We start from the raw sequence: 17,201 nt of genomic DNA, 5'->3' as shown, positions 1-17,201 counted from the left end.
TACTTTATCCAGTGGGGGCGATGACTTCGATGACTTGTCCCGGCTGAATCACTTGCAGCACACCCTTTGCTGATCCTACCAGTGGCAACAAGTCAGTTAAGCGATTACTAAGGGCCAGCAATACTAAGACCGCGACTGGTGTTCCGGTCAAATTCTGTTGATAGCGCAGATTCTGATCGACAGTTATCAGTGCTTCCCAGCCAGCTGCGGCCATCAGCCCGAGTAACTCACCGTTCTTCTTCCCGGCCCATCCCTGTTCGACAATGGTGCTGACCACATGCTCCGGAAACTGTCGCGCGAACGGTCTGGGCACACACTCGTCAACCAGAATGCGCATGCGACACCAGCAAATCCATAGCTTGACCCAGCGAGCCGTTTGCCTGCTCGCGAGTTACGGTTGGGAAATGATCGAGAAACTCGTCCACGGTGGAGCCAGCGGCCAGGTAATCGAGCAGCGCGCGCACAGGAACACGAGTGCCACGGAAAACTGGTGTGCCACCAAGGAGCTCCGGATCGCTCTGAACGAACGGGGAGATTGTTTCCATGAATTGAACTCCTTTCATTCGTTCCATTATACCCGCCGAGCGTGCTTCCCCTAATTACTTCTTGTCTTCCGATTTTTTGTCTTCCGGCTTCTTCTCTTCCCCCTTGGGTTCGTCGTCCTTCTTTTCTTCCTTCGCCGTTGGTGGCTGGCCGACGAGCGGGTGAATGTTTTCGCGCAGCCAGATATTGCGGAAGCGGACAGGGTTGCCGTGGAATTGAATGTTCAGCGCTTCCTTGTCGGCGTGTTTCTTATACTTGGGCGCTTCGACGTAGGACGTCCCGCCGTGAAGTTCGAAATGGTTGTGCAACAAGACGCCGTTATGCAGCACGGTCACATAGGCGGGCGAAGCGACGCTGCCGTCGTCGTTGAACTTGGGAGCGGTGAAGATGATGTCCATCGTCTGCCATTCACCTGGCTTGCGACTGGCGTTGACCATCGGCGGTTGTTGCTTGTAGACGCTGCCGCACTGGCCGTCGAAATAGGTTTCGTTTTCGTACGAATCGAGCACTTGCACTTCGTAGCGGCCCATCAGATAAATGCCGCTGTTGCCGCGGCCTTGCCCCTTGCCCTTCACTTCGGCCGGCGTGGCAAACTCGACGTGAATCTGGCAGTCGCCGAACTTCTCCTTGGTGGTTAGGCCGCCACCTTTCGCCGTCGCAGCACCATCGGCGATTTCCCACTTATCGCCGCCATTGAACGCGTCGAGATTCGTGCCATCGAACAGCACGATGGCGTCGCTGGGCGCTTTATCGGGCTGCGCATCGACAATCGGCGGCATCGGCCAAATGATGCCACTCTTGTATTCGTCGATCCACATGGCACCGGCAGCGAGGGTGAAGGAAGCGAAGAACGCAGCAGCCAAAAGTCGAAGTCTCATATCGGTTCCAAACGAAGTGCAGAGAGATGTTAATGAATCCGGCGAGCCAATGATCGATGGACCATCTCCTCACCTTACTTTGAGTATAGTCGACTAGATGGCCATGACTGCCATTACGTCAAACAGGGCGTGCAGCCAGATGGCCAAGGTCAAATCTTTTCGCCAGAGAAAGATGCCGGCATACAGCAGTCCCGCTAGGAACAAAAACGGAAACATGAAAATGGAAGCAATGCCATGAATGAAAACGAACGAGAGCGTGGACAGAACGACCGCTTGCCAAGTTCGCCAACCGCGCCCTTGGAGGGCTGAGATGGCGAAGCCGCGGTAGACGATCTCTTCGCAGATTCCCGCCGACAAGGCCATGAAAATGAAGAAACATCGCTCGGCCAGCGTGAACGGATAGTAGAACCTGACATCGTTCGGCGGCGCTTCGAAAATCGGCCAGGCGCGACGCACGGCAATCAGCAAGCCACCGACGACAACTACCGTCACGACCAGCGCCACCATGCCCCCCACCCGCATGTGGAAGCCGAGATCACTCGGTCGGCCGCCGGCCTGCCTGAGAAAATACAATGCCGCCAGTAGCGAAGCCCAGTGAAGCAGGCACACCGACAAGCCAAACGGAATGAAGAAGCTGTGGTCGCGCTTCACAAACAGACCGTAGCACCATGGCATCAGGCCATTGATCCAGTACGCCAATGGGAAGCCCACCATGATGGTGAGCAATTGCCACCGAGGCAGTTTCGTCCACGCGTTTGGGTGTGGACTGGATACAGCTTCGGTCACAGGTTGCCTCGCTCACTTTCCTGGCGACGGATTACTCCTCATCCCCGCGGATCTTCGCCAGCACGGTGTAATCTTCAAGCGTGCTGGTGTCTTGCACCGATTCTTTGCCGGCGGCAATGTCGCGAAGCAGGCGGCGCATGATCTTGCCGCTGCGAGTCTTTGGCAACGAATTGGTGAAGCGAATATCGTCCGGGACAGCCAGCGCGCCGATTTCTTTGCGCACGTGCTGCTTCATGGCCTGCTTCAGGGCGTCGTTGGCCTCGCCACTCTTGAGCGTGACGAACACGACGACCGATTGCCCCTTCAGTTCATCGGGGCGACCGACAGCCGCTGCTTCAGCCACGTTAGGGTGACTGACGAGCGCGCTCTCGACCTCGATGGTGCTGAGGCGGTGCCCGCTGACGTTAATCACGTCGTCGATACGGCCCATGATCCAGTAGTAGCCGTCGCTATCTTGCCGGCTGTTGTCGCCAGTCAGATATTTGCCGGGCACCTTCGTCCAGTATTGCTGCACGTAGCGATCGTCGTCGCCCCACAGGCCGCGAAGCATGCCCGGCCAAGGCTGACTGATGCAAAGCATGCCACCCTGGTTCTTGCCGACCTCGTGCAGATTCTCGTCGAGTATGGCTGGGACAATGCCCGGCATTGGTTTGGTGCAACTGCCAGGCTTCGTGGCGATGGCGCCGGGCAGGGGAGACATCATGATGCCGCCCGTTTCGGTCTGCCACCACGTATCGACAATCGGGCAGCGGCCGCCACCAATCTTGTTGTAGTACCACATCCACGCTTCGGGATTGATCCCTTCGCCCACGCTGCCGAGCAATCGCAGGCTGCTCAGGTCGTGCTTATCGACGTGGTGATCGCCCCACTTGATGAAAGCGCGAATCGCCGTTGGCGCGGTGTAGAGAATCGTCACACGATGGCGCTCGATGATGTCCCAAAAGCGATCTTCTTGGGGCCAGTTCGGAGCCCCTTCATACATGACCGTGGTCGCACCAGCGGCCAGCGGACCATACACGATGTAGCTGTGACCGGTCACCCAGCCGCAGTCGGCCGTACACCAATAGACGTCTTCGTCGCGATGATCGAAGACCCATTCGAAGGTCTTTTTCACATACAGGTTGTAACCGGCCGTGGTGTGGCGAATCCCCTTGGGTTTGCCGGTCGAGCCGCTGGTGTAGAGGATGAACAGCGGATGTTCACTATCAAGAGGCTCGGCGGGGCAGTCGGCCGAAGCTGTTTCGACCAGGTCGTGCCACCAGCGATCGCGCCACGACTTCATTGGTGGATTGTTGCCGGCTCGCTTGAGGACCACACAGTGTTCGACCGTGGGTGATTTATCGAGTGCGACGTCGACCGTCTCCTTCAGCGGCAGCAACTTGCCGCGCCGCCAGCCGCCATCGGCGGTGATGACGACCTTGGCTTTCGCGTCGTTGTTACGATCGGCAATCGCTTCGGCCGAGAAGCCGCCGAACACGACGCTATGGACCACGCCAATCCGTGCGCAGGCGAGCATGGCGATTGCCAGTTCGGGAACCATCGGCATGTAGATGGTCGCAACGTCCCCCTTGTTCAGCCCCAGCCCCTTGAGCGCGCTGGCGAACTTGCAGACTTCGCGATGCAGCTGCGAATAGGTGATTGTCCTCTGTTCGCCTGGTTCACCTTCCCAAATGATGGCAGCTTTGTTTTTGCGCCAGGTGGTCAGGTGCTTATCGAGGCAGTTGTAGCTGATGTTGGTTTGCCCGCCGACGAACCACTGGGCAAACGGCGGCTGCCAATCGAGCACCTTGTCATAGGGCTTGAACCAGTGAAGTTCCTTCTCGGCGAAATCGCCCCAGAACTTCTCGGGATTCTGGATGGACTCGTCATAGAGCTTTTCGTACGCGGCGAGCGAGCCGATGCTGGCCTGGGCCTGAAACTCTGCACTAGGAGGAAACTGCCGATCTTCCTGCATTACCGAATCGATCTGACCACCACTCATCGCCAACCGCCCTAGCTGTTGCTGAAAAATTCCGAACAAGTCCGTGAAGAGGCTTTTTTGCGGTTCGCGATCCTGCGTTCCGCCGTCGTTAAGGTGGTTCTGGCGCCGTAATCGTCCGCGCACCGCGACTCCAAACGAATCGCAAATTCTAGGCTCGCGTGCCTTGCGATGTCAAACTTAGGGTGGAGCGAGACGTGGTCGCCTTCGGTTTTGCGGTTTCGAACGGTGTTCTGATTACGCGGCCGGTTTGCTGGGTGGCTGGTCAGTCCAGTACCAGGCCGAGACCACACCAACCGAACCCTCTTGCGAATGGGAAACACTGATGGTTCGCTCTGGCCCAATCTCCGTGAGAAAGTCGGCCGCTTGTTGAAACAATACTTCCCAGGAATGCCAATCCGAACGAAAGACCTTGAATTGCACGTACATGATGAACTCATCCTTCAGAATGGGTGGCGATGAACTACTGCGCTGCCGTATCCAATTTGCCAAGCGCCGCAGCCGGGCATCATTGAACGGAGATGATGATAATCCCACGACTTGTGGCGACAGCCGAGACATGGACCGGTTCCTTCAGTTCGCCGCGTGTGTCCGGCCCGGAGGTGACTAGCGGAAAATGATAGCGCCCCGCCAGATAGTCGAAGCTGGTAGGCCGGGGCTGAAAGTAGAAGCGTTCCATTCCTTTGAGCGGCAGTTCTGTGGGGCTAAGGGCCGACGCAGTGCCACCGTTGTCGGTAATCACAACTCCGCCAGCGGAGTCTGCACGGATGGAGGACAAGCCAGTAAGTAATGCGTCGGCTGCTTGCCAACGTCCCTGGGAAACCAACTCAATAAACTGGTCAGCCGCCCTTCGCGGTCGTGCGATCCACCAACTGGAGACGACAGCCGTTACGGCAACTAAAATTGCCGCTGTTAGTATGAGGCGGTAGCGCCAAGGCGTCTTAACCGTCGTATCGCCCGTCATGCAGTTCTCCTCCTTGTGCCCGCCGCGCAGCCGAGGAAGCGCGAATTCTAGGCCTGCGTGCAAGGCGGTGTCAAACTTGGGCGCTCCACTCGTGCCGCACAGTCTGCACGAGTTGTTAACCGGAGCTCTTCGTGCTGGGAAATCCGCCTTGTTCAGTGGCGTGTACCGAACGCACCCGAAGTGCTTAAAGCAACGGGCGTCTCAACGGAGCATTTGCAAAAGCCATTGAACCGCTGGGGCGTAAGTGCGTGTCTATCTGACCTCTGACCTCTGACCCTCCCCGACCCTCGGCTCCTGACACCCGACCCTCGATTCCCGACTTCTAATCCTCGCCGCCCAATCTCCCTCGTCCGCTGGCGAACATTACAGTGGAGCGGCTATCATTAGCAGCGAGCCAGGCTTCTCTCAGGCGGCACAATCGCACGCACAGTAAAGGATTCCTCGTATGTCGTTTGATCCGAAATCTACCAATCCGTACGCCCCAGCCTCGACCCAACCCGTCGCTCCCAAAAAGTCGAACGTGCTGCTGTACGTCCTGCTGGGTATCGGCGGTGTCGCTCTGCTGGTTTGCTGCAGTTGCGGTGGCATTGGCTATTTTGGCTTTAACCAAGCACTCGGAATGGTGGCCCAGCAGATTAAGCCCCAGCTGCAGACCGATCCAGTCATTCAGGAACATATCGGCACGATCGATACCCTCTCGATGAACATGACAAAGTCTGTCTCCGAGGCGGAGCAAAACAAAAAGCAAGGTTTCCTGGTGTTCGACATCAAGGGTGAAAAGGGAAGCGGCATTGTCATGGGTCGCGTCGATCAGACGAATCCGCAGCAAGCACGCTTGGCCGAGGGGGAACTGCGTATGGCCGATGGCCAATCGTTCCCGTTGACTCCGTAGCCAGTTCGAGCCCGCTGCCATGTCGTTTGATCCCCACGATCCGAACTGGCGCGATTTGCCGGGGCAGGCTCCGCAGCAGCACGCCTATCGTGCGCCGCCCAAGAAAAAGTCGAACACGCTGCTCTGTGTGCTCGGCGGAGTGGGGGCACTCCTGGTGCTCCTTTGCCTTGGATGCGGCGGCGTTGCCTCGATGTACGTCTGGAATGGGCTGCAGCAATCGAAAGTGGAATTGATCGAACAGTTGCAGCCCCACCCGCTGATTCAAGAGCATATTGGGACGATCAGCAGCTTGGGGATGAACCTGGGGGAGTCGGCGGCGCTTAACGAAGGCAAAGTCGGCAAGAAGACGATCGTCTTCGACATTAAGGGGAGCAAAGGGAGCGCTCTCATCAGCGGTGAAGTCGACGACGGCCACGACCGGCCCGCTCGCTTTACCGACGCCATTTTGCACTTGCCAGCCGGCGAAGCTCTGCAGTTGTCGTTCTGAGTGACCCCAGCTGCGCACTATCGAATTGCCTTGCTGGGATTGCTACAGTTGGAGGCTCACGGGCATCGCGTAGCAATCCACTCCAACTGGCGGAAGGCGTTTCGGCACTCTTATGACGACGAACTATCTCAATCCCAAAGAGCTCTGCCCCACGTTTGGCTGGACTCATGTGGCGGTGACGAGCGGGCAGCGGACGATCTACATTTCGGGCCAGGTGGCCGTCGATGCCCAGGGGCAGGTCGTGGGCAAAGGAGACATGCGAGCCCAGGCCGAGCAGGCCTTTCGCAATGTGCAGATTGCCCTCACCGCAGCTGGAGCGACATTCGCGGACGTGGTAAAGACCAGTCTGTTCGTCGTTGGACTCAAGCCCGAACACGTCCCCGCCATTCGCGAAGTTCGGGCCCGCTATGTCTCCGCCACGACTCCACCCACCAGCACGCTCGTGGGCGTGAGTGCGCTGGTCGGCACCGAGTGGCTAATCGAAATTGAAGCGGTCGCGGTCCTGCCGGAGTAAGTCTTGCGGACAAAACAAAACCAGCTCGCGTTTTGCGCGAGCTGGCAGAGGTTGACGAGGCGAGTCACTTCGCAGGGAAGCGATTAAGGGTTGAAGCCACCGGGATTGAATCCGCCGCCGGGGAAACCACCAGGGCCGCCTGGACCACCGGGAGGCGGGCTGGGCTGGATCGTCTTGATGCCTTCGGTCTCGAGCTTGCGGAACGATTCGATGCCGAAACCTTCGTCCTTCGAGCCGGTCGTTTCTTTCACGATGTCGGCCCGGCTGAGATGGATCTTCTTATAGACGTCTTCCGAGATAACATAATACCAATCAGAAAAACGGGCGTTCAGTTCGGCGACGCGGCCCGTGGCCTTCTTCTTCCGCTCTTCCCAATCTTCCATCTTGCGGCGATTCTCTTTGCGAATTCGCTCGATCTCGGCCTTGTTCGGATCGACCACCGGTGCTGGGCCGGGCTTGCCTGCATCGTCGGCAGCTGCGGGGTCTTTGGCCGCTGGCTTGTCATCGACCTTGGGCTCTTCCTGGCAGCTGGACGGATCGTCGCCGCCACCACCTGACTTCTTCTCGTCACCCTTGGGGTCAGCTGGCTTATCAGTTGGGGCAGGCTTCTCGGCCGGGGCCGGTTCGGGACCAGCGGGTTCAGCTTCGAGCTTGGGAGGAGTCAGCACGTCCGGCGCGACCTGAGCCGAGACGAACAGGTGACGATTCATCGTGCCGTCGGCCGTGGCGACTTCGCTGGCGACGTTACCGAACCGCAGCTTGTATTGCACGCCATCCTTCATGTCGATGATGACTTCGCCATTGGCCGAAGCGAGTTCGAGCGTGTTTTCTTCGGCATTGCGACCGACCGGATAAAAGCCCAACTCTTGCAGCGAGACGAGCCCTTCGCGATTGGCCATCAACTCGGGGCTGAGTTTTAGTTCAGCATCGAGACCGGCAGGCTTTCGTTGCACATCGACAATCTTCAGGTCGTCGAGCGCGGTCTTCAGATCGTCGAGCTTTTGCTTGTTCAGTTCTTCTTGTTCGCCCAGGCCATCGGCCACGGGTTGATTGCGCGAGAAGCGAGTGAGCTCGTCGAGCTTCCATTCGCCCTTCTCGGTGTTCCAAGAGACGACAGCGTCCATTCGCGGGAAGCGGCTATACCGGCCGTTGCCGCTGGGCAGCACGTTGTAATCCTTGAGTGTGACCTTGGCCACATCGAGCGCGTTGAGCTTGAGCAGATCCTTCTCGATCCATTGATCGAACTCGGTCGGCAGTTTAGTCAGATCGATCTTGGCGACGTAGACAATGTCTTCGCCCGGTTTGCGCACGAAGCGCAGGCCGCCAAGATTATCCCCTTCGGCGCTGGCTGCTTTGCCGACGATCAAACGGAACAGGTCGTTCCCCTTGGTGTCTTGCACGGTGATGAGCGTACCCACACCTTCGTCGCCCGCTTTCGTTTTGCCCTTCACCGGCTCGATGACACCATATTCCTGATGATCTTCAGGAATCTCGCTGGCAACATCGAGGGGCTTCAGATCGATCAGCGCCAACGAAGCATCGCGGAGGCGATCCTGAGCATCGGCGGGATAATTGTCGCGCGAAGGAATCGCCCAGCGGCCTTTCACATCGGCCACTTTGAAGGGGGTCATCTGCGCCAACTTCTCGTCGAACTTCAAAATCTCCAGGCTTTTGGCCGTGAGGGGATCTTTAAAGTCGGGGAAGAAAGCCGTCTTGGTCGGATCGCCGGTGGTATCGACTGGCCGCGTGCGGGCGATCTCGATGCCGACCACCACGGCAATGAAACCAGCGATGGCCACATGGATCAGAGTGCGAGTCTTTTCGTTCATACGTTCAATCTCCCGAGGGGAGTGGAAGGGCTAAGGCAAATCGTGGAGGACCAAACGAGCAACACCCGGCGTTAGTAACGTAACCGCGACTTCGACACACCTTCGCGTTCGCGGACGCGCCGCTGGGCGAGGACGATCAGGCCGATGATCAGCGGGAAGATGAGCGGCAGCGTGGTCGCGGCAATCTTGATCGAGTTTTGCGTCGATTCGATCTTGCGATCTCCTTCGCGGCGGATCTTGGCCTGTTCCGATTCCAGGTTCTTCTCTGCCTGTTCTTTCTTTACTTTGGCCCGCTGCTCTTCGATGGCCTTGAGCCGTTCGAACTGTTCCTTCTGTTCTTGGAACTCGGCTACCTGAGCCGGATCGAGCTTGCCTTCGTCGCTCAGCTTTTGCAGTTCTTCAGTCTTCTTCTGCATTTCGGCCGTGGCTTTGCGGACGTTCTCTTCGTTTTCTTCAATGGCCTTGGCGAAAGCGTCTTGATGCTTTTTGAGCGACAGCACTTCTTCACTGCGAGTTTGAGCAACTTTGTCTTCGATCAGACGCAGGGTGCTGTGCCGCGGTTTGCGCGAGCGAATCGGTAGGAAGCGCTCGTCGCCAGCGACCTGGTCGATGACATTCAGCGCGAAGGCGACGTTATCGAAGCGGAAGTTGTTCTCGGCGTCGGGCATGTTGCGGAGTTGCAGGAACTGGCTATCGAGCAGGTCGATATCGGCAACATAGACGACGTGAATTCCTTGCGGCTTCTTCGCTTCGTCATCCTTCTTGTCAGCTGACTTGGTGTCGTCGCTTTTCTTCGCGTCCCCTTCCGTACCGGCAGGAGGTGGCCCGATGATCTCGGCGGCGAGGACATAACGCCGGCCGGTTTCGCCGGTCGAGTATTCCTTTTGCATCTCGCGCAGGTTGCCGCGGTTCATCATCCACTTGTTCACGTCGAGCGTACCGGTTCCTTGTGAAGCAGTGGTTACCAGTTCGTTGAACTTCATCTTCGAACCGATGGCCTGCTCGATGCCCCCCGGGAACGGCAGCAGCAGTTCCTCGAAGCCAGCAACGGCCTTTTCCGAAGAGTTGAAGACGTTCTTGGCGCCAGGAGCTTCTTCGCGAATGAAGACCAACTCGGGTCCGATGCCCGGCATTTGAAAGCGCGGGTAAGGATTGTACTTCTGCCAGACGATCACGCCGGGCGCTGGTGAGGCCGGGCCGGCGTCGCCGAGTGGCTTGATGCCCAGGGCGCTCCAGAGGGCGCGAATGTCACCCTTGGGGGGCGGCGGTCCACCACCCATGCCCATAAAACCACCTTGCGGCGGCTTCTCTTGATTGGTGCCGACCACTGAGCCGCCACCGAGGACGATGGGGGCGGGATCTTCGAAGATCGCAGCTGGCTGGCCAGCCTTGATGGCTTCGACCACGTTCGATAAAGCCTGTGGGCCGAGGCTCGAGGGCTGAACGACCAGCAGGACGTCGTACTTGCCGAGTTCGATGGGCGCTTCGGGATCGACTTGTTCTACCCGATATTGCTTTTCGAGTTCTTCGATGATGGCCTGCTTCGGAATTTGCCGGGGCTGCATTCCTTGCATGCTGAAGCCGCCAAACATCTGAGCATCGGTGGTGACCACACCCAACTTTTTGCGCTCTCCTTTGGCGACTGTCGCAATCGAGCGGACCAGTTCGTATTCGACTGGAATGCCGTTGCCGAAGAAGGGAACGACCACTTTTTCGAGACCGGAGGTAAAGGCGGCACCCATGATCAGTTCTTCTTGCCGCATCTTGTCGTTGGCCCGGCTGAGCACCGTTTGCTTCCGAATGCCGAAGCGACTTTCGGCCCGGGCCGCCTCTTCGGAGAAGGGTTCGAGATTGTCGTGCATGCGGACGGTGATCTTGCCGCCGCTCCGCTGCGAAAGTTCCTTCAGGCTCGAGATCAAGTTGTACTTGGTCTTGATGAACTCCTTCGGCACCTCCGCGCTGATGAAGGCGTCGATGGTCACCGGCCGCTTCGGATCGAGCCCCGACACCAGTTCGATGGACGCCGGCGCGAGCGAGCTGACGCCGCCGGCGGTCAGGTCCTGGCGGAACAGTTCGTGCCGCGACAGAAAGAAGCAAGCCCCGAGCATCGCAATCAGCAGACACTCGACCCGCAGCATGTAATGCCCGAGCATGCCGCCTTGCATGGCATTGACGATGGCACTGAAGTTAATCGCGATGAGCGCCAAAATCAGCAACACGCCCCCCGACCATTGCAGGGCGAGCAGGAACCGCGGGTGACTCGTCAGGGCCGTCATCAGGAAGCAGATCAATGCCAAGACCAACAAAAACAGCGAGACGCCGATCGTGAGCGTCGTTAGTTCCGACTGAACCTGGTCCTTGCCACGACCCGACCAGTGTCGCCGCCCGATCAGCACAATGCTGATGTAAATGCCAGCTGTGATGATGGCGAGAAAGTAGAGCACCGACGACAAGCTGATGACGCCGCGACCGAAATCGTCGAACTGGGCCGCGAGGCTCCATTGCATCACCTGGCTCGAAATGGTCGACATCGCCAGGAACTGATCGGCGTAACCCAAGCTGACGAGGAACAGGTTCAGAATCATGCCGAGCACAAAGCTGACAGTGCCGTTGTTGGTGAGGAACGAGGCCACCATGCCGAGCGACAGCATCGCCAGGCCCATCAGCCAGTAGCCGAGATAAGTCGAGAAAATCAGCCCGACGTCCAGGTCGCCAAGCGATAGCAGCGTCAGGACGGTGAAGCTGGCAAACTGCGAAAACAAGAGCGAAAACGTGAAAATGGCCGCCGCTGCCAGGTACTTGCCGACCACGATATCGAAGTCGGTCGCAGGCAGCGTGAGGAGGAGTTCGTCTGTTCCCTGACGACGCTCTTCCGACCACAGGCTCATGGTAATGGCGGGAACGAACAGCAAGAGGATGAGGGGCATCCAGAAGCTAAGCTGATCGAGATTGGCCAGGTTCGCTGTGAAAAATTGCGGCGGCCAAACCGCGGCCAGCGAAGTGAGGAGCACGAACACGCAGAGAAAGACGTAGCCCGTGGGATTGCTGAAGTAGCCGATGACGTTTCGCTTGACCAGCGCGAACGAGGCCGGCTTATAGAGCGCGAGCGGTACGAGGAGCGCACCGAGCACGCCAATAAATAAGACATCGATGACCAGCAGCTTGAGCAGTTGCCCGAGTATTTCGCCCATTGTCTCTTCCCGTTCTCAAACCGTGCGTTGATTTGTGCGTTGGTAGGTTGGTGGCGTCGATCGCAAGGCAGAAACGAATTAGGTTTCGGCGACCGAGGCCCGCGTGAGACGATGGAAGGCAGCATCGAGCCCCTGGCCATCGGCATCCAGATTTTTGACCGAGCCGTCGTAGACCAGCCGGCCTTCGTTGATCATGACCACGCGACTGGCGATCGCTTCGACTTCCTGCAAGATGTGCGTCGAGAGGAGAATCGTCTTCTCTTCGCTGATGCGCCGCAGGGTCCGCCGAACCTCGGCAATTTGATTCGGATCGAGACCGGCGGTCGGTTCGTCCATAATCAGCACATCGGGCTCGTGCAGCAGGGCCTGGGCCATGCCCACGCGCTGGCGAAACCCCTTCGACAACTTGCTGATCGGCTTGTAGACCACGCTCGACAGAATGCAGAGGTCGATGACGGTTTCGATACGCTCTTTTTTCTTACTGCCGGTCAGCCCGCGGGCATCGGCAAAGAATTCGAGCAGCGAATGGGGCGTCATGTCCGGGTAGAGCGGGCCGTTTTCTGGCAAATAGCCAAGCTTCTCGCTGCCGGCCAGACGGTCGGTGGCCATATCGTGCCCGGCCACGCGGGCGACACCTGCCGAGGGCGAAAGATAGCCGGTCAGCAGTTTCATGGTCGTGCTTTTGCCGGCGCCGTTGGGCCCGAGAAAAGCGACCAGTTCACCTTTGTTCACGCGGAACGAAACATCGTTGACCGCAGCGAACGCGCCGTAGAACTTGCACAGTCCAATGGCCTCGATCATCGCAGGCTCGGAGGTGCGACTCGGTTTTTCGCTTCTGGGTTGGGGGTCAGTCATAGACCTTTACCTGGCAATCCTGGGAGGGAAATTTCAGAATCGAACTTGGCAAGCAGCCAGCACTGGCTGGAGGAAGCGACGCGGCTAGCTGCCGAGGCAACTATCCGGGCCGAAGAATCGGCCCTGTCGCAGTCCCTGCGCTTGGCGGTAAAGCCCCACAGTATAACGGCTTGCTGTGGCCACTCAACCGGCACAGAGGGATAAACTCTCCCGCTTCGCCTAGCTTGCCAATTCGTGTTGGTAGCTTCGCTACGCAACCAGCCGGCAGATGGTTCGCTGGCAGATCGAGCCCTGAATTGCCGAGGAGCCGGAAGCGTCAGCGCCCGGAGAACACGCCGGAAGAAAACTCGAAATGCGCTCCGGGCGCTGACGCTTCCGGCTCAAAAACCGTCTGGCTGGGTCAAAGAACTGCAAGCTAGCAGTCATTTAGACCTTCATGAAGACATGCCTTGCCCTCTCTGCGAAGGCTTACTAGAATCCCGCCCGCTTGTCGTAAGGTCTTTTGAAAGCGGAGCTTATTCCGAATTGACCGCGAAGTTTTCGCTTCGCGGGGTGTCCTTTGTGCCTGGCAAGGAAGCCGAGCGCTGAAAACCGTTCATGCCCCACGACGTTGTCCGTTAGGCAACGCGCTCTCGATCGCGCGTGGCAGCGCACACGCTGCGCTCGGATTTCGGCAGAACGCGAACCGGTTCTTGAGTCAAAGTTGCGCACTTCTGCGCCGCGCTATTCCAGCGCTCCTTGCGCCGCTCGTCTTGATCGCGCTCGCCGTTCAAGCTTGGGGTGCGGGAATTGAACTGCCGCAGGAGGACGTGAATCATCCCGTGAGCATTCGCGCGGGTGAAGCTGCACACTGGAAGCAAGGCTCCTACGATGTGTACGTGCTGCGCGGTGATGTCGAGATTCGCCAAGGCGAAACCGTCGCTCGCGCGCCCGAAGGTGTTCTCTGGCTCGATCGCGCGGAGCCTTACACGGGCCGCTCGAGCAAAGTCATTGCCTACCTCGAAGGTCCGCGCAATAGCGTGCGTGTCGACTTCGGTCGCGGTGGCGATCCTCATGCACTCACCGGCAGCAAATCGCAAACACTCGTCGATCGCACCTGGCTCGGCTGGTTCTACACGCAGTCGGGCATCGAACTGAGTGTGCCCGTGCCGGCCGAAGACCCGAACGTCAAACCGGCGATCTTTGAGCGCGGTCTCGAAGCGCGCGACCCGGCTCGCTTTGGCGTGCAGCCCGCGCAGTTGATCCGCCAGGAAGAATTGGCTGCGCCCGTCGGTCAAGCTGTGGCACCCCAAGGTCGACGCGTGCGGTTTGTGCCCCGCAGCGGTGGCCGTTGGAATTTGAACTCGGCTGCCGATCCGAACACGAACGAACGGATCACCACCGGCACCTCCGGCGTGCAGATTCTGATTGATGGTCTCGATCAACTCGGTTCGGTCTCGATTGAAACCGATCGCTTCGTCGTCTGGAGTGCCAACACGGGGCTGACCAATCCCGCCGGGCAACAGATGGACTTGAACGACGGCCCGCTCGAGTTGTATCTGGAAGGGAACATTGTCTTCCGCCAAGGAGACCGGGTGATCTATGCCGATCGCCTCTTCTACAACGTGCGGCAAGAGTCGGGCATCGTGCTCGAAGCCGAAATGCTCACACCGGTGCCGCAGTTTCAAGGACTGCTGCGAATCAAGGCCGACGTATTGCAGCAAGTGAATCGCCAGCAGTTCCAGGCCTATAACGCAGCCCTCACCAGCAGTCGCCTCGGTGTGCCGCGGTACTGGCTCCAATCGCAAAACGTCAACGTCATCGATATGCAGAGCCAGGCCATCGATCCGGTGACTGGCCTGCCCGCCGTGAATCCGGCCAACGGACAGCCCGCGGTCGAGCATCGCATGCTGGCGACGGCGCGCGATAACTACATCTACCTGTTCGAGACCCCGGTTTTCTATTGGCCCACCATCTCGACCGATCTGACCAGTCCCACGTATTACTTCGAAAACATTCGCGTGAAGAGCGACCAGGTCTTCGGCCAGCAACTGCTGATCGATTGGGATCTGTATCAACTGCTGGGCATTCAAAACGCGCCCGAAAACTCGAAGTGGTCCCTTTCGACCGACTACCTCAGCCAGCGCGGGTTCGCGCTGGGGACGAACTATCGCTATGACAATGAGAACTTGTTCGGCGTGCCTGGCGCGTATCGCGGCTTCTTTGATGCTTGGGGCTTGAAGGACGATGGCACCGACAACCTGGGGCGCGATCGCCGCGTCATCGAACCCGAGACCACTTGGCGCGGCCGCGCGCTGGCCAACCATCGGCAGTTCCTCCCCAACGATTTTCAGCTGACGGCTGAGTTCGGCGTGATTAGCGACCGAAACTTCCTGGAGCAGTACTACGAGTTGGAATGGGACACGCTTAAGGATCAAGACACTGGCTTTGAACTGAAGCAATACCTGGATAATGCCTCATGGAGCATCGCCGCCGATGTTCGCTTGAATGCCTTCTTCACGCAGACGCAGGGTGCCCGGCTCGATCACTTCACGATGGGTCAGTCGCTCCTGTTCGATCGCCTAACCTGGTACGAACACTCCAGCGTGGGCTATGCCGATATGCAAGTCGCCAGCACGCCGACCAACCCTGTCGACCTGGCGAAGTTCCAATTGCTGCCGTGGGAAGTGCAAGGAGGCGGCTTGAAGGCGTTCTCGCGTCAGGAGATCGATCTGCCTGTCGAACTTGGTGCGTTGAAGGTCGTGCCCTATCTGCTGGGCGAAGCGGCCTATTGGGGAAGCGATATCAACCAGCAAGAGCTGAGTCGCGTCTATGGTCAAGGTGGTGTGCGGGCGAGCTTGCCAATGTGGACCGCCGACCCGAACGTGCAGAGTGAACTATTCAACTTGAACGGCCTGGCCCACAAAGTGACGTTTGAAGCCGAGTACTTTTTTGCCCAAGCGAGTCAGAACCTCGATCAGTTGCCCCTCTACGATGCCATCGACGACGATTCGACCGAAGCGTTTCGCCGCCGCATGCTCTTCAACACGTTCGGACTGACGTTTGGCGACCAGATTCCCAAGCAGTTCGATGCCCGCTATTTCGCGTTGCGGCAAGCGCTGCAGAGCAACGTCGCGTCTCCCTCGGCCGAAATTGCCGACGACCTGACCGAAGTGCGACTCGGCATCAAGCAACGTTGGCAAACGAAGCGGGGCTTGCCGGGACAAGAGCGGATCGTCGATTGGATCGTGCTCGACGTCGATGCAGTGTTGTTCCCGCAGGCCGATCGTGATAACTTCGGCGAGAACTTGGGGTTGGTCGATTACGACTTCCAGTGGCACGTGGGGGATCGCCTGACGTTCCTCTCCGACGGCTTCTTCGACATCTTCGATCAGGGTTTGCGGCAAGTGACCGTGGGCGCGCTCCTCAGCCGGCCGGAAGCGGGGAACCTGTACATTGGTCTGCGTTCGACCGAAGGGCCGATCAGCAGTAATGTGCTGGCCGCTTCGACCAGCTATCGGATGAGCGAAAAGTGGATCGCCACGGCTGGCACGAGCATCGACTTTTCGCAGGCGGGCAACCTGGGGCAGAACCTTGCATTCACGCGGGTCGGCGAATCGTTCCTGATTAAGGTCGGCATGAGCTTCGATGCCAGCCGCGACAACTTCAGCGTGAACTTTGGGCTCGAGCCGCGGTTCCTCCCCAGCAGCCGCCTGGGCCGTGTTGGCGGCGTGCAGATACCTCCTGCCGGTGCCTTGGGTCTGGAATAGCCCTGGCTTCTGCAATTCGGGAGGGCGAGGCTCCTGCCGAGCCGCTAACCGTTGGCCGTCGCTTCGCATCGGCCAAGTCAATCGATTTTGGGAATGGGATCTTTTCGTCGACGGCGAGTTCATCGCTACCACGGCTCGGCAGGAGCCTCGCCCTCCCAAGGCGGCTGCTAGGGTGAACGGCTACAAATCTTGCCCGCCGTGACCAGACGTGTCACAGGCTGAGCGTCTAATGGTGGCTGTGCGGTCTCTCGTAAGTTGGCAGTAAGTGCGCATGAAATATGCGACTTGTTGCAAATCAACGATGAAAATATTGGCGACCGTTGATGGTGATTTGGCGGCCGATTGGACGACGTAACTGCGCGGTGAGTGTTCACATAGATCGGAACGAATAATGGAAAGTGAATCAGGAAGTTATTTCACTGTGGTAAGGACTTGAGACGCATCGTTGGCACCTAAGTGCCTGCCGTTCAAGCCGTTCGGCGATAGCGGAAACTTTGCGTGTGCATGTGAATAACGGAAATTTCCTGTTTCGCGG

General features: G+C 58.5%; 14 protein-coding genes. 4 read left to right on the top strand and 10 right to left on the bottom strand.

Annotated features, from left to right (window positions below):
• Nucleotides 1–4: 4 nt before the first annotated feature.
• The 7 genes from ETAA8_RS34200 to ETAA8_RS35520 all read right to left on the bottom strand — a co-directional run bounded on the left by ETAA8_RS34200 (nt 5) and on the right by ETAA8_RS35520 (nt 4,963).
• Entirely contained in the window at nt 5–337 is a 333-nt protein-coding gene (locus ETAA8_RS34200; protein WP_145100000.1) for a hypothetical protein, read from the bottom strand.
• Nucleotides 321–545, bottom strand: coding sequence for a DUF433 domain-containing protein (locus ETAA8_RS34195; RefSeq protein ID WP_145099997.1), 225 nt, complete (start codon nt 543–545; stop codon nt 321–323). The genes ETAA8_RS34200 and ETAA8_RS34195 overlap by 17 nt, the downstream gene beginning before the upstream one ends.
• A gap of 54 nt (nt 546–599) precedes the next feature.
• Nucleotides 600–1,421 (bottom strand): 3-keto-disaccharide hydrolase, encoded by an 822-nt coding sequence (locus ETAA8_RS34190; protein ID WP_145099994.1) that lies wholly within the window; start codon nt 1,419–1,421, stop codon nt 600–602.
• A 93-nt stretch (nt 1,422–1,514) separates the two neighbouring features.
• Nucleotides 1,515–2,207, bottom strand: coding sequence for a CPBP family intramembrane glutamic endopeptidase (locus ETAA8_RS34185; protein WP_145099991.1), 693 nt, complete (start codon nt 2,205–2,207; stop codon nt 1,515–1,517).
• Nucleotides 2,208–2,238: 31 nt separating this feature from the next.
• Nucleotides 2,239–4,188 (bottom strand): acetate--CoA ligase, encoded by a 1,950-nt coding sequence (gene acs, locus ETAA8_RS34180; protein ID WP_145099988.1) that lies wholly within the window; start codon nt 4,186–4,188, stop codon nt 2,239–2,241.
• A 234-nt stretch (nt 4,189–4,422) separates the two neighbouring features.
• Nucleotides 4,423–4,614: a hypothetical protein gene (locus ETAA8_RS34175; RefSeq protein WP_145099985.1), complete on the bottom strand. Its 192-nt coding sequence runs from the start codon at nt 4,612–4,614 to the stop codon at nt 4,423–4,425.
• A 79-nt stretch (nt 4,615–4,693) separates the two neighbouring features.
• On the bottom strand, nt 4,694–4,963 hold the full coding sequence (locus tag ETAA8_RS35520; RefSeq protein ID WP_145099983.1) for a hypothetical protein: 270 nt from the start codon (nt 4,961–4,963) through the stop codon (nt 4,694–4,696).
• A 631-nt stretch (nt 4,964–5,594) separates the two neighbouring features.
• Between ETAA8_RS35520 and ETAA8_RS34165 the strand changes: the two genes are divergently transcribed.
• The 3 genes from ETAA8_RS34165 (at nt 5,595) to ETAA8_RS34155 (ending at nt 7,042) form a co-directional block, all read left to right on the top strand.
• Nucleotides 5,595–6,041, top strand: coding sequence for a hypothetical protein (locus tag ETAA8_RS34165; protein WP_145099980.1), 447 nt, complete (start codon nt 5,595–5,597; stop codon nt 6,039–6,041).
• 19 nt (nt 6,042–6,060) lie between these two features.
• A complete protein-coding gene (locus tag ETAA8_RS34160) occupies nt 6,061–6,528 on the top strand; it encodes a hypothetical protein (protein WP_145099977.1) in 468 nt (155 codons plus the stop codon).
• 112 nt (nt 6,529–6,640) lie between these two features.
• Nucleotides 6,641–7,042 carry a RidA family protein gene (locus ETAA8_RS34155; protein ID WP_145099974.1) on the top strand — a complete coding sequence of 134 codons (402 nt, stop codon included), beginning with the start codon at nt 6,641–6,643 and terminating at the stop codon, nt 7,040–7,042.
• 83 nt (nt 7,043–7,125) lie between these two features.
• Here the strand turns inward: ETAA8_RS34155 and ETAA8_RS34150 are convergent, their stop codons facing one another.
• The 3 genes from ETAA8_RS34150 to ETAA8_RS34140 all read right to left on the bottom strand — a co-directional run bounded on the left by ETAA8_RS34150 (nt 7,126) and on the right by ETAA8_RS34140 (nt 12,863).
• Nucleotides 7,126–8,871, bottom strand: coding sequence for a DUF4340 domain-containing protein (locus ETAA8_RS34150; RefSeq protein ID WP_145099971.1), 1,746 nt, complete (start codon nt 8,869–8,871; stop codon nt 7,126–7,128).
• Nucleotides 8,872–8,942: 71 nt separating this feature from the next.
• The gene (locus ETAA8_RS34145; protein WP_145099968.1) at nt 8,943–12,062 is read right to left on the bottom strand and encodes a Gldg family protein; all 3,120 of its coding nucleotides are present in this window, start codon (nt 12,060–12,062) and stop codon (nt 8,943–8,945) included.
• Between the two features lie 78 nt (nt 12,063–12,140).
• On the bottom strand, nt 12,141–12,863 hold the full coding sequence (locus ETAA8_RS34140) for an ABC transporter ATP-binding protein (protein ID WP_145099965.1): 723 nt from the start codon (nt 12,861–12,863) through the stop codon (nt 12,141–12,143).
• Nucleotides 12,864–13,609: 746 nt separating this feature from the next.
• On the opposite strand from ETAA8_RS34140, the gene ETAA8_RS34135 reads away from it, so the two are divergent.
• Complete coding sequence (locus tag ETAA8_RS34135) at nt 13,610–16,666, top strand: LPS-assembly protein LptD (protein WP_145099962.1); 3,057 nt, start codon at nt 13,610–13,612, stop codon at nt 16,664–16,666.
• Nucleotides 16,667–17,201: the final 535 nt, after the last annotated feature.

The organism is Anatilimnocola aggregata (assembly GCF_007747655.1).
In the GTDB taxonomy this organism is placed as follows: domain Bacteria; phylum Planctomycetota; class Planctomycetia; order Pirellulales; family Pirellulaceae; genus Anatilimnocola; species Anatilimnocola aggregata.
The sequence above is the reverse complement of the archived record's forward strand: the minus strand, read 5'-3'. Positions and strand labels throughout refer to the sequence as shown.